An 11,956-nucleotide genomic window follows, 5' to 3' on the forward strand; every position below is an offset into this window, starting at 1 on the left:
GGCGCCGCGCGCCTTGCGTGCGGCGTACATGCACCATTGCGCCGGCTCTGGCAAGTGCGCGGCGCGCCGCCCGCCCCGCCCCCGCGGGTTTTCCCCAGCCCGCTGGCGGGCGCCGGCGGCGGGACGCGGTCCGGCGCGGCCGGACGCTGTCCGTCGGGAAAACGCGCATGAAAAAGCGGCGCCGTCCTCCAGGACGGCGCCGCCGGAATCACGGACGGAGCCCCGCGCGGGGCTCCCCTGCGCGCCTTACTCGATGATCGAGGAGACGACGCCGGCGCCGACGGTGCGGCCGCCCTCACGGATGGCGAAGCGCAGCTTCTCCTCCATGGCGATCGGGGCGATCAGCTCGATCTCCATCGCCACGTTGTCGCCCGGCATCACCATCTCAACGCCCTCAGGCAGCTTCACCACGCCGGTCACGTCCGTCGTGCGGAAGTAAAACTGCGGACGGTAGTTGTTGAAGAACGGCGTGTGACGGCCGCCCTCCTCCTTCGTCAGGATGTACGCCTCGGCCTTGAACTTCGTGTGCGGCTTCACCGAGCCGGGCTTGCACAGAACCTGACCGCGCTCAACCTCCTCGCGCTTCACGCCGCGAAGCAGCGCGCCGATGTTGTCGCCAGCCTCGCCCTGGTCCAGAAGCTTGCGGAACATCTCGACGCCGGTAACCGTCGTCTTCTGCGTCGGCTTCAGGCCGACGATCTCGACTTCGTCGCCAACCTTCACGATGCCGCGCTCAATACGGCCCGTCACAACCGTGCCGCGCCCCGAAATCGAGAACACGTCCTCGACCGGCATCAGGAACGGCTGGTCAACAGGACGCTCAGGCTGCGGAATGTACGCGTCAACCGCCTCCATCAGCTTCAGGATCGCGTCCCGCCCGATCTCCGGAGACTTGTCCTCAAGCGCCATCAGCGCCGAGCCCTTCACGATCGGAATGTCGTCCCCAGGGAACTCGTACTTCGAAAGAAGCTCACGGATCTCAAGCTCAACCAGCTCCAGAAGCTCCGGATCGTCAACCTGGTCGACCTTGTTCATGAAAACGACAAGCGCCGGAACGCCAACCTGCCGCGCAAGCAGGATGTGCTCGCGGGTCTGCGGCATCGGACCGTCAGCGGCAGAAACCACAAGGATCGCGCCGTCCATCTGCGCCGCGCCCGTGATCATGTTCTTCACGTAGTCCGCGTGACCGGGGCAGTCCACGTGCGCGTAGTGGCGCTTGTCCGTCTCGTACTCAACGTGCGACGTCGAGATCGTGATGCCGCGCGCCTTCTCCTCCGGAGCCTTGTCGATCTGGTCATACGCCGTGAACGACGCGCCGCCCTTCTCGGCAAGGACCTTCGTGATCGCAGCAGTCAGCGACGTCTTGCCATGGTCAACGTGGCCGATCGTGCCAATGTTGCAGTGCGGCTTCGTCCGCGTGAATTTCTCTTTGGCCATCTTGCAATCCTGTTACGGGAAACGCGTCCCGACAGCTGTGCCCCGGGAGCCTCGCCGCGCCGCGCGCGCCGCGGATTCCCGGACGCGTGCGGCGACGCGCGGCTTACTAGCAAATTCTGGACGCGGTTTGCAAAATCTATCTTGCCGGCGCCACGGCTTTCCCCGCCAGCCGCGCACGGCGCCGCCCCGCCCCCCACGCGCAGGCGGGCGCGCGACTGCGCCCGCGCGCGAACGCCAGGAGCAAGGCCAGGGAGAGCAAGGCCAGGGGAAAACGCCGCGCCGTCAGGAAAGAACCGCCGCCAGGAGTGATTTGCCCAAGGGTGATTATGGAGCGGGTGAGGGGAATCGAACCCCCGTATTCAGCTTGGAAGGCTGCTGCTCTACCATTGAGCTACACCCGCGTGAGCGGCGCCCTCGCCGGCCGGCCGCGCCGCGACCGGATGGCGACGTCAGGTCGCCCCGTCGCCGCCTGCGCCAGAATATGTATCATCGCTCTGGCGTTGCAAGGGCGCTTGTGGAAAATGCGGCGAAGCTCGCGCTGCATTCCGGGACCGATGGTGGAGGGAGTTGGATTCGAACCAACGTAGGCGTAGCCAACGGATTTACAGTCCGTCCCCTTTAACCACTCGGGCATCCCTCCTCACCGTCCGGAATGTCCGCGGACCGCAGGGTGAGCGGCCCGTTGGCGTCGCCGGGGCGTCGCCGCCGGTCAACGTGGCGCTCTTATGCGAAGGGCGGCCGGCCCTGTCAACGCCGCCGGCGCGGATTTTTGCAAAGGCATGTGGATTACCGCCTGTCGACAGGCGCGGCCGGAAGGTGCAAGAAGGCCCCGCCGCCCGCGCCAGTCGCGGGCCGGCGCGGCCGCGCGCCGCCCCAGTCCACCGAAGCTTTGTCCGCAGGCGACCATGTCCTCCAACCGGCCTCCGCACCACCGCCGTCCGCCCGCCGCCGGCCCTGCCCGCCCCCGGCCGGACCACGCCCGGCGCGAAGCCGCGCGGGCGCGGGCGGAGCGGAACGCCAGCCGCGATGCCTGCGCCGACGACATCGTGGTGCTGTACGGCTGGCGGCCGGTGATCGAGGCCATCGCCAATCCGCGCCGCGTGTTCCGCCGCCTGCTGGCGACGGAGAACGCCCTGCGCCGCCTCGCCGCCGAAGGCCTGCAGCCGCCGGTTGCGCCGGAAACGGCGCGCCCGGAGCAGATCGAACGGCTGGTGGGCCCGGACGCCGTGCACCAGGGCCTCTACGCGGAGGCGGAGCCGCTGCCGGGGCCGACCCTGGAGTCGATGCCGCAGCACGGCGTGTTTCTGGTGCTGGACCAGATCACCGATCCGCACAATGTCGGCGCCATCGTGCGCACGGCCGCGGCCTTCGGGGTGAGCGCCGTCATCACCACCGCCCGCCACTCGCCGGCGGCCACCGGCGTGCTGGCCAAGTCGGCCTCCGGCGGGCTGGAGCACGTGCCCCTCGTCACCGTGCGCAATCTGGCCGGGGCGCTGCAGACCATGGCCGAGCGCGGCGTGCAGTGCATCGGGCTCGATTCGGCGGGACCGGCGCCGCTGGAGGAGATCCCCATGCGCCGGCCGCTGGCGCTGGTGCTCGGAGCCGAGGGCAAGGGCCTGCGCCAGCTCACCCGCGCGCGCTGCCAGCATCTGGCGCGGCTGGACATGCCGGGGGCGATCCGGAGCCTGAACGTCTCCAACGCCGCGGCGATCTCGCTGTACGCCGTCTCGCGCCTGTGCCCCGCCTGAGCCAGGGCTGCGCCTGACGCAATCCCGCCCTGCGTCTTTCGTTGCGTCACCAACTTTTTTCGGGGCTGCGTCCGGCGCCGGCGCGAGTCACTGTTCACCGTGGGCGTGGCGCGACGCGCCCGGACGCCGGAACGCGTCCATCACGGGGAACGCCCATGAACTGTCCGGTTTCTCCCGAGAGGAACGTTCTGGACCTCATGTAAACCGGCCGGACGGACGCCGGCCGGACCCTGAAAAACTGGCCATGCGCCGGAAGCATTGCGGCGCGTGCGACGTCTTTCACATGCATGACAACAAATATAACCGTCACTTTATGCAAAACATTTTATACTTATTGTTGAGCGACACGTATCAGGCCCGAATCTAGCTTTTCCGGCGACGACCAGCGGACAGCGGGATACGAACCTTACTCTCCGTAAAGCGCAGGTTGTCCCGCAGGCCCTCCGCCTGACGGAAACAGCGCAGCGAAGGAGGCTGGAATGACGCTCGAGACGGGCACTCTCACGGGCGCGCAGCGACGCCCGATGACTGCAGAGGAGCGAAAGGTGATCTTCGCCTCGTCGCTCGGCACCGTATTTGAATGGTACGACTTCTACCTGTACGGCTCCCTTGCGGCGATCATCGGCGCGCAGTTCTTCAGCGCCTACCCGCCGGCGACGCGGGACATCTTCGCCCTGCTCGCCTTCGCGGCGGGATTTCTGGTGCGCCCATTCGGCGCGGTGGTGTTCGGCCGCATCGGCGACCTGGTGGGGCGCAAGTACACCTTTCTGGTCACCATCCTGATCATGGGCCTGTCGACGTTCATCGTCGGCGTCCTGCCCAACGCCGCGCAGATCGGCTTCATCGCCCCGGTGATCCTGATCACGCTGCGCCTGCTGCAGGGCCTCGCCCTCGGCGGCGAATACGGCGGCGCCGCCACCTATGTGGCCGAACACGCGCCCAATGGCCGGCGCGGCTTCTACACGTCATGGATCCAGACCACGGCGACGTTGGGGCTGTTCCTGTCGCTGATCGTCATCCTGCTCGCCCGCACCGTGGTCGGCGAGGAGGCGTTCGCCCAGTGGGGCTGGCGCATTCCGTTCCTGCTGTCGATCGTGCTGCTGGGCATTTCGGTGTGGATCCGGATGCAGCTGAACGAGTCGCCGGCGTTCCAGCGCATGAAGGAGGAAGGCTCCCGCTCCAAGGCGCCGCTTTCGGAGGCGTTCGGCCAGTGGCGCAACCTGAAGGTGGTGCTGATCGCGCTGTTCGGCCTTGTCGCCGGCCAGGGCGTGGTCTGGTACACGGGCCAGTTCTATGCGCTGTTCTTCCTGCAGTCGATCCTGAAGGTGGACGGCTACACCTCGAACCTGCTGATCGCCTGGTCGCTGCTGTTCGGCACGATCTTCTTCGTGTTCTTCGGCTGGCTTTCTGACAAGGTCGGGCGCAAGCCGGTCATTCTCGCCGGCTGCGTGCTGGCGGCGCTGCTTTACTTCCCGGTGTTCAAGCAGATCACCACCCTGGCCAACCCCGACCTGGAGCGCGCCATCGAGAACGTGCGCGTGACGGTGCAGGCCGATCCCGCCCAGTGCGGCGACCTGTTCAACCCAGTGGGCACGCGCGTGTTCACCCGGCCGTGCGACCTGGCGCGCGACTTCCTCGCCAAGTCCTCGGTGCGGTACGAGACAGTGGCGCCGCCGCCCGGGACGCCGGTGTCGGTCAGGGTAAACGACGTGGTCGTGCCTTACGACCAGAACTTCCGCACGGCGGCGACGGCGGCGCTGAAGGCGGCCGGCTACCCGATGGGCGGCGCCCAGGCGGACGTGATCCGCATGAATCATCCGTTCGACATTTTCCAGCCGCGGGTCGCGGGGGTGATTGGCCTGCTGTTCGTGCTGGTGCTGCTGGTGACCATGGTGTACGGGCCGATCGCCGCGGCGCTGGTGGAGCTGTTCCCCACCCGCATCCGCTACACCTCAATGTCGCTGCCCTATCACATCGGCAACGGCTGGTTCGGCGGCCTGCTGCCGGCCACCGCCTTCGCCATGGTGGCGCAGACCGGCGACATCTACTTCGGCCTCTGGTACCCGATCGTGATCGCCCTGATGACCTTCGTCATCGGCCTGCTGCTGGCGCCGGAGACGAAGGACCGAGACATCGAAACCTACGACAACCGCTAGTCCGCGAGGCGGCCCCTTGGGGCGCGCGGCGGCGGACGCCGCCGCGCGCCTGAAAAACGCAACGGACCGCCGGCGCAGCCGCGCCGGCGGTCCGTGCGTTCCGGAAACCGCGCGCAGTCGCGGCCTATCCGCAGACCTCGACGGTCCGCCGGCGCCAGCCGACGCCCTTGATCCAGACGTGGCGCCTGGTGAGATAACAGACCGGGTAGGAGCGATAGACCACAACCGGCGGCGCCGCATAATAGGGCGGCGGAGCCAGCCTCCCCGCGAGGGCGGCGCCGGCGAGCGCGCCGACGGCCATGCCGCCGATCACGCCGGCCGGCGGCGGCGGGTAATAATAATGGCCGTGACGTCCCCACGCCGCCGCCCCGGAAGCGGACAGCGTCAGCATGACCATCGAGCCGGCCGTGACCATCGCCGCGAGCCCGACGGCGCGCAGCCCCCGCCCGCGCGCCGGCCGGACGCCGGCGCCAGCACTGGAAAGCGTATTCATAATATTCACCTCACGATACATAGAAAATGACGGCACTTCACCGTGATATAAAAGAAATATATCCGGAATCCGGAAAAGACGTGACCATGTCATGACAGGCTCCCGGCGCGGGCGGAAGCGCTGGCCGGCCGGCTCTTGTCAGCAGATCGCGTCAGTTCTCACGCAAAATCACCGTCTGGCGATCTTTTCGCCATCTCTACGCCCTGATCCCGTCCCAAAGCGCAGGGGCCGGCAAGGCTGGTCGGACGAGGCGAAGACAGCGCGCTCATGCACATGCGCCTCGGGAACAGGCCGGCGTTTTGAGAGAACGCGGGCGCAGGGATGACCAGATGTCGCAAAAATTCGGCTTAACGTTAGGGAATTTGTCGGTAAACGAAGACGGTCGTGGGGTGATTGACGACAGGCGCGACCGCTGCATGGCCAGACAGAACGCGAAAGGGCTGATCCGGGCCTATGTCGCCAGTTTTAACGCCGGCGACTGGCGGAACCTGCGCGCGCTATTCGCTGACGGCGCCAACATCAGCATTGGCGACAGGACGACCGGAATCGACAAGGCGATCCGCCTCTGGCAGGAGCTGCACCAGAACATGTCGACGCGGCTCGACATTGTCGACATCGTCTGCGAAGGCGACGCCGCCGCCGCGCTGGTCATCGAAAAGGGGCGGTTCATCGGCCCCTGGCGGGACCTTCCCGGACAGCATCCGACGGGCGCCAGTTACGAATTGGTGGCAATTGACTGGTTTACCTTTGCCGGAGACCGGATCGCCCGGCGCTGGGCGGCCCGCGATTCCGGCTCGATCACCAGGCAGGTTCTCGGCCTGCGCGGCTACCACTGACGCCCCGGAGTTGTGAAAGCGGACATGGAGAACGACACGCGCGACCACGCCGGCGCACCGGCCGGCGTGATGAACCGCAGCTATCTGCTCGCGGTGGAGGACAAGGATTTTCTGCTGCGGGACGAGATGCGGGCCCTCCGCTTCTCGCTGGAGTTTGCGAAAGCCGAGCTGACGCTGCGCGACTGGGGCATCCGCTCCACCATCATCGTGTTCGGCAGCGCGCGCACGCCGAGCCCGGAGCAGGTGGCGGCGGCCGCGGCGGCGGCGCGCACGCCGGAAGAGCTGGCGCGGGTTGAGCGCATGCGCCAGCAGTCGCGGCATTACGGGATCGCGCGCGAATTCGCCCGCATCGCCTCGGAGCGGGGCGGCGCCTTCGCGCCGCGTCACCGCTGGCGCGACAACGTCATCGCCACCGGCGGCGGGCCCGGCGTCATGGAGGCTGCCAACCGCGGCGCCGCCGACGTGCGCGCGCCCAGCATCGGCTTCAACATCACGCTGCCGCACGAACAGCGCCCCAACCCCTACTCCACGCCGGAGCTGACGCTGCGCTTCCATTACTTCGCCATGCGCAAGATGCATCTGGCGATGCGGGCCAACGCGCTGGCGATTTTCCCCGGCGGCTACGGCACCCTCGACGAGCTTTTCGAGATCCTCACGCTGCAGCAGACCGGCAAGGCCCCGCGCATTCCGATCGTGCTGTTCGACCGGGCGTACTGGAGCCGGCTGATCAACTTCGACATGCTGGTGGAGGAGGAGGTCATCTCCCCGGAGGACGTCGAACTGTTCGAATACGCCGAAACGGCCGAAGAAGGCTGGGAATCGCTGGTGCGCCGCGGCGTCACCAACCTGCCCGCCTGAACCTGCGGCGGCACGCGCCCCCTTCCCGCGCGTCCGGCGAAACCGGCCGCATGTCTGCGCCCCGGCCGGCGCCTGCAGGCGCCGGCCTGCGGAGCGCCGCATGCGCGCGTCGCCGGCCAGACGGCGCCAGAGATTTCCGGATGGAAAAGGCCTGGAATCCATGGTGCCGGCGGAGAGGATCGAACTCCCGACCTTCGGTTTACAAAACCGCTGCACTACCGCTGTGCTACGCCGGCGTTCCGGGAGACGGCCGGTCCGGCCGTCGCGGGCGCGCGCCCGCCGTCGCCTGTCCAGCTATCAATATTCGCCCGCCGAGGCAAGACGCGGGACGCGCGCCGGCGGTGGACGCCGCCCTGTCTGGCGCGGACATCCCCGGCGTCCCGCCGGCGATTTCAGGCTTTTTCTCCAGGAACGGACGTTCCGGCGCGGCCACGGCGCGCGAAGGCCGGGCGTCCTGACGGCGCCGGCCCCCTGGCCCGCGCGCGCCCTTCCCTGGCGGGCCGCTTTACTGGCGAGCCCCCGCCGCGGGGCGCCGCGGCTCTCCCCTCACGGGCGCCAGAGGCCGGACGCCTGCCGCGAGGCGCCGGCGATGCGGCCGCGCGGCGCCCCCGCGCTCAAAAGGGGCCCGGGCCGCACGGCAGCGGCCGGGCCGCCGGCGACGCGGACGCGCTGCGTCCCCCTGAACGCCACGCCGGCCCGCGCGGCCGGGCCGGCCGCGCGGACCGTCAACGTCTCAGTGCAGCGTGTCGGTGTAGACGAACTTCGGCATGCTCCACCCGAAGCGCAGCGCCAGCAGGCGCAGCGTCAGTCCGGCGGCCATCGCCGCCAGCGCCGCCAGATCGTGCGGCGCGCCGAGACGCTGGCCGCCCATGTAAACGAGCCCGGTGAAAATCGACACCGTCGCATAAAGCTCGGTGCGAAAGAGCAGCGGAATGTCGTCGCACAGGATGTCGCGCAGCACCCCGCCCACGCAGCCGGTGATCATCCCCGAGGCGATGATGATCAGGAACGGCAGCTTCATCTCCGCGGCGATATTGCAGCCGATCACCGAGAACGCCACCAGGCCGATGGCGTCCAGCAGCAGGAACAGCCGGCGCAGGTGATGCATGTAACGGGCGATGGCGATGGTCGCCAGCGACGCCCCGGCGGTGATCAGCAGCAGCGCCGGATTGTGCACCCAGGTCAGCGGATAGTGCTGGAACAGCACGTCCCGCACCGTGCCGCCGCCAAGGGCGGTGATGGGGCCGAGCATCGCCACCCCCATCCAGTCCATGGAGCGGCGCCCCGCGGCGAGCGCCGCCGTCATGGCGTCGGCGACGATCGCCACATAGTAGAACGTCAGCAGGAGAAGCGCCGAATTGATGCTCATGGTCGCCAAAATCTCCGCGGCGCCGCCCCGCGGCGCCAGAGGAAGCGGGCGCAGGCCCGCCTGCGCCCCCGGGGCCGGACCGTCCGTCGCGGCGCAGGCGCGCCGCCAGGGCGCCGGCGGTCCGGCCGGCCCCTGGCGTCAGGCCGCCCGCCCGTGGCCGGCGCGCCGCCAGGGCCTGAGCGCCGCGCGCAGCTCCCGGACGAACAGCTCCGGCTGTTCGAAAGCCGCGAAATGTCCGCCCCGGTCAAGCTCGTTCCAGTAAACGATGCCGGGAAAACGCCGTTCGGCCCAGCGCCGCGCCGGCGGCGAAATGTCCTTCGGAAAGATACTGCAGCACACCGGCACCCGCACCTCGCCGACGGCGAAACTGCGGAAGCTCTCCCAGTAAAGCCGCGCCGAAGACGCCGCCGCCGCCGGCAGCCAGTACATCATGATGTTGTCCAGCAGCTCGTCGCGGGTCAGCACGTTGAGCGGATCGCCGTCGCAGTCGGTCCACTCGCAGAACTTTTCGTAGATCCACGCCGCCTGGCCGGCGGGGGAATCGGTGAGGCCATAGGCCAGCGTTTGCGGCCGGCTGCTCTGCTGCACGGCGTAGCCGCTGCCCTGCTCCCTGTAGTAGCGGGCGCGCGCCAGCAGCGCCTGTTCGCGCGCGTCCATGCCGGCGCGCTGGTCGGGCGCGGGCGGCGCGGTGACCATGTTGAGGTGGATGGCGGCCAGCTCCTCCGGGGCCGCCTCGCCCATGGCGATGCTGATGGCCGAACCCCAGTCGCCGCCCTGGGCGACGTAGTGGTCGTAGCCGAGGCGGCGCATCAGCTCCGCCCAGGCGGCGGCGACGCGCTGCACCGTCCAGCCGGCGCGCCGCGGCTTGCCGGAAAAGCCGTAGCCCGGAATGCTCGGCGCCACCACGTGGAAGGCGTCGGCCGGATCGCCGCCATGGGCCGCCGGATCGGTCAGCGGACCGATCACCTTGTGGAACTCGATCACCGAGCCGGGCCAGCCGTGGGTGATGAGCAGCGGCAGGGCGCCGGGCTCCGGCGAGCGGCGGTGGATGAAGTTGATGACGACGCCGTCGATCTCGGTCTCGAACAGGCCGAAGCCGTTGAGCATGGCCTCGCAGCGGCGCCAGTCGTAATGGCGCAGCCAGTAGTCGCACAGGTCCTGCACGGCGGCGAGCGGCGCGCCCTGGGCCCAGCCGTCCACGGTCTCCGGCTCCGGCCAGCGGGTGCGGGCGAGGCGCTGGCGCAGGTCGTCGAGCTCGCTTTCGGGAATGGCGAGGCGGAACGGGCGGACGGCGGACGTCTCCGTCATGGGGCGTGTTTCCTCCAGCGTCTGCTTGCGGCGCCGCGTCACCGGCTCCGTCGCCCGGCCCGCGGCGCCGCGCAGCTGGCTGCCCGCGCCGGCGCGGCCCCGCGTCACGGCTTGCGGGCGCGCCGGCGCCCGCCGCAATTGCTCTTGCCACAATGATGTACGGGAGAGTATCGCGGAACAAGATCCCCGCCCGCGCCTCTCGCGCGGGCCAGTCACACGTTCTGCCTGGAGGTCCACCCCGAATGAAGATCACGGAGGTCACCGGAGCCCTGGAAGACGGCGCCGAGCTGGATCCGGCGCTGCTGGACTTCATCCGCAAGCGCATGCAGGGCGGCACGCCGCATGCCGAAGCCCTTGGCCTCACCTTTGAGACCGCGCGGGTCGGACACGCCACGCTCGCCCTGCCGTGGCAGGAGGCGTTCGCCGGCGACGTCGAATCGGGGATCCTGCACGGCGGCGTCATCACCGCCCTGATTGACCACACCTGCGGCGCCTCGGTGCAGCTCAAGCGGGTGATGAAACAGGCCATCGCCACGCTGGACCTGCGCATCGACTACATGAAGCCGGCCTCGAAGGGCGAAACGGTGCGCTGCCACGCCCACTGCTACAAGATGACGAAGAACATCGCCTTCGTCCGCGCCGAGGCCTACCAGGGCGAAAGCGACCTGATCGCCAACGCCGTCGCCACCTTCATGCTGGCGGCCAACAACACCACCCTCGCCGCCCGTCCGGACCGGCAGAAGCTCGGCGAGATTCCGGTGCGGCCGCCGGCGCCGCCGGCCACGCCCGACAGCCCGGCCCAGAAGATGCTGGAGCGCATGAGCTACGCCCGCTTCCTCGGCGTGGAGTGCGAGCAGAAGGGCGAGGAGGTCACCGCCACGCTGCGCTTCGAGCCCCGGCTCATCGGCAATCCGTCGCTGCCGGCGCTGCACGGCGGCGCCATCGGCGCCTTCCTGGAAACCACCGCCCTGCTGCAGCTCAGCGCCCAGTTCGGCCAGAACCGGCCGCCCAAGCCCATTGGCCTCACCATCAACTACCTGCGCTCGGGACGCCCGGTGGACACTTACGGCCGCTGCCGCATCACCAAGGCCGGCCGCCGCGTGGTGTCGGTGATGGTGGAGGCGTGGCAGGAGGATCCGGACAGGCCCATCGCCAGCGCCTACGGCCATTTCCTGCTGCGCCAGGAAGACTAAGGGCCGGCGACGGCAAGGGGCGGAAGGCCTGGCCGGCCGTCGCGAACGCCGGCCGGACCGGCGCGGCGGGAAGCCGCGGCGGCGCCGGCCATTTCCGGAAGCCGGCCAACGCAGGCGGCCGCCCGTGAGGGCGGCCGCGCGCATGTCTGGCCCCGGAAGCCCCGGCCCCGTGGCTGCGCGGCGCGCCGCCGCCAGACCGGAGCCACAGGCGGCGCCGTCAGACTTCCTGGAACACCTCGACCTTCGGCGGGCCGGCCATGAACTGGCCCATTTCCTTGCCAAGCGTGCGGAAATGGTCGGACTTGCGGTGCGCCTCGATGGCGGCCTGGTCCCTGTAGCGCTCGATGAACACGTAGACGTTCGGGTCATCGGTGCGGTGCAGGCGGTAGAACTCGCAGCCGGGCTCGTTGGCCGCCACCGCGTCCTGCAGCTGGCGCGCCACCTTCTCGAACGAAGCGCCCTCGCCCTCCTTCACCTGGATTCTGGCGACGATCGAAACCATTGGGCTTTCCTCCTGTTGTTGCCTGTTCTGGCATAGCCGAGCTGGCGGCGGATGCA

10 protein-coding genes and 3 tRNA genes are annotated in these 11,956 nt (G+C 69.1%); 5 read left to right on the forward strand and 8 right to left on the reverse strand.

Features of this window, described 5'->3' with window-relative positions; all coding sequences use genetic code 11:
- Window positions 1-246: 246 nt before the first annotated feature.
- The 3 genes from tuf to ACFFJB_RS08655 all read right to left on the reverse strand — a co-directional run bounded on the left by tuf (window position 247) and on the right by ACFFJB_RS08655 (window position 2,077).
- On the reverse strand, window positions 247-1,437 hold the full coding sequence (gene tuf / locus ACFFJB_RS08645) for an elongation factor Tu (RefSeq protein ID WP_376830797.1): 1,191 nt from the start codon (window positions 1,435-1,437) through the stop codon (window positions 247-249).
- A gap of 327 nt (window positions 1,438-1,764) precedes the next feature.
- Window positions 1,765-1,838 (reverse strand) — tRNA-Gly (locus ACFFJB_RS08650).
- Between the two features lie 154 nt (window positions 1,839-1,992).
- Window positions 1,993-2,077 (reverse strand) — tRNA-Tyr (locus ACFFJB_RS08655).
- 265 nt (window positions 2,078-2,342) lie between these two features.
- Here ACFFJB_RS08655 and ACFFJB_RS08660 point away from each other — a divergent pair.
- Complete coding sequence (locus tag ACFFJB_RS08660) at window positions 2,343-3,185, forward strand: TrmH family RNA methyltransferase (RefSeq protein WP_376830808.1); 843 nt, start codon at window positions 2,343-2,345, stop codon at window positions 3,183-3,185.
- 479 nt (window positions 3,186-3,664) lie between these two features.
- Complete coding sequence (locus tag ACFFJB_RS08665; protein WP_376830809.1) at window positions 3,665-5,341, forward strand: MFS transporter; 1,677 nt, start codon at window positions 3,665-3,667, stop codon at window positions 5,339-5,341.
- A gap of 124 nt (window positions 5,342-5,465) precedes the next feature.
- Here the strand turns inward: ACFFJB_RS08665 and ACFFJB_RS08670 are convergent, their stop codons facing one another.
- Window positions 5,466-5,834, reverse strand: a complete 369-nt coding sequence (locus tag ACFFJB_RS08670) for a hypothetical protein (protein ID WP_376830810.1) — start codon at window positions 5,832-5,834, stop codon at window positions 5,466-5,468.
- A gap of 329 nt (window positions 5,835-6,163) precedes the next feature.
- Here ACFFJB_RS08670 and ACFFJB_RS08675 point away from each other — a divergent pair, with 329 nt between their 5' ends.
- Window positions 6,164-6,670 (forward strand): ester cyclase, encoded by a 507-nt coding sequence (locus tag ACFFJB_RS08675; RefSeq protein ID WP_376830811.1) that lies wholly within the window; start codon window positions 6,164-6,166, stop codon window positions 6,668-6,670.
- 24 nt (window positions 6,671-6,694) lie between these two features.
- Window positions 6,695-7,528, forward strand: a complete 834-nt coding sequence (locus tag ACFFJB_RS08680; protein WP_376830812.1) for an LOG family protein — start codon at window positions 6,695-6,697, stop codon at window positions 7,526-7,528.
- 161 nt (window positions 7,529-7,689) lie between these two features.
- Here the strand turns inward: ACFFJB_RS08680 and ACFFJB_RS08685 are convergent.
- The 3 genes from ACFFJB_RS08685 to ACFFJB_RS08695 all read right to left on the reverse strand — a co-directional run bounded on the left by ACFFJB_RS08685 (window position 7,690) and on the right by ACFFJB_RS08695 (window position 10,205).
- A tRNA-Thr gene (locus ACFFJB_RS08685) sits at window positions 7,690-7,764 on the reverse strand.
- 497 nt (window positions 7,765-8,261) lie between these two features.
- Window positions 8,262-8,897, reverse strand: coding sequence for a trimeric intracellular cation channel family protein (locus ACFFJB_RS08690; protein WP_376830813.1), 636 nt, complete (start codon window positions 8,895-8,897; stop codon window positions 8,262-8,264).
- Between the two features lie 138 nt (window positions 8,898-9,035).
- Window positions 9,036-10,205 carry an epoxide hydrolase family protein gene (locus tag ACFFJB_RS08695; RefSeq protein ID WP_376830814.1) on the reverse strand — a complete coding sequence of 390 codons (1,170 nt, stop codon included), beginning with the start codon at window positions 10,203-10,205 and terminating at the stop codon, window positions 9,036-9,038.
- A 242-nt stretch (window positions 10,206-10,447) separates the two neighbouring features.
- Here ACFFJB_RS08695 and ACFFJB_RS08700 point away from each other — a divergent pair, with 242 nt between their 5' ends.
- The gene (locus tag ACFFJB_RS08700; protein ID WP_376830815.1) at window positions 10,448-11,398 is read left to right on the forward strand and encodes a PaaI family thioesterase; all 951 of its coding nucleotides are present in this window, start codon (window positions 10,448-10,450) and stop codon (window positions 11,396-11,398) included.
- A 217-nt stretch (window positions 11,399-11,615) separates the two neighbouring features.
- On the opposite strand, the gene ACFFJB_RS08705 is transcribed toward ACFFJB_RS08700, so the two are convergent.
- Complete coding sequence (locus ACFFJB_RS08705; RefSeq protein ID WP_376830816.1) at window positions 11,616-11,900, reverse strand: putative quinol monooxygenase; 285 nt, start codon at window positions 11,898-11,900, stop codon at window positions 11,616-11,618.
- Window positions 11,901-11,956: the final 56 nt, after the last annotated feature.

Source organism: Camelimonas abortus (genome assembly GCF_042432745.1).
GTDB classification, from domain to species: Bacteria; Pseudomonadota; Alphaproteobacteria; order Rhizobiales; family Beijerinckiaceae; genus Camelimonas; species Camelimonas abortus.

Excerpts from the sequence above, each read along its gene's own strand:
- tuf (WP_376830797.1), bottom strand. The coding sequence starts at position 1,437 with ATGGCCAAAGAGAAATTCACGCGGACGAAGCCGCACTGCAACATTGGC.
- ACFFJB_RS08660 (WP_376830808.1), top strand. The coding sequence starts at position 2,343 with ATGTCCTCCAACCGGCCTCCGCACCACCGCCGTCCGCCCGCCGCCGGC.
- ACFFJB_RS08665 (WP_376830809.1), top strand. The coding sequence starts at position 3,665 with ATGACGCTCGAGACGGGCACTCTCACGGGCGCGCAGCGACGCCCGATG.
- ACFFJB_RS08670 (WP_376830810.1), bottom strand. The coding sequence starts at position 5,834 with ATGAATACGCTTTCCAGTGCTGGCGCCGGCGTCCGGCCGGCGCGCGGG.
- ACFFJB_RS08675 (WP_376830811.1), top strand. The coding sequence starts at position 6,164 with ATGTCGCAAAAATTCGGCTTAACGTTAGGGAATTTGTCGGTAAACGAA.
- ACFFJB_RS08680 (WP_376830812.1), top strand. The coding sequence starts at position 6,695 with ATGGAGAACGACACGCGCGACCACGCCGGCGCACCGGCCGGCGTGATG.
- ACFFJB_RS08690 (WP_376830813.1), bottom strand. The coding sequence starts at position 8,897 with ATGAGCATCAATTCGGCGCTTCTCCTGCTGACGTTCTACTATGTGGCG.
- ACFFJB_RS08695 (WP_376830814.1), bottom strand. The coding sequence starts at position 10,205 with ATGACGGAGACGTCCGCCGTCCGCCCGTTCCGCCTCGCCATTCCCGAA.
- ACFFJB_RS08700 (WP_376830815.1), top strand. The coding sequence starts at position 10,448 with ATGAAGATCACGGAGGTCACCGGAGCCCTGGAAGACGGCGCCGAGCTG.
- ACFFJB_RS08705 (WP_376830816.1), bottom strand. The coding sequence starts at position 11,900 with ATGGTTTCGATCGTCGCCAGAATCCAGGTGAAGGAGGGCGAGGGCGCT.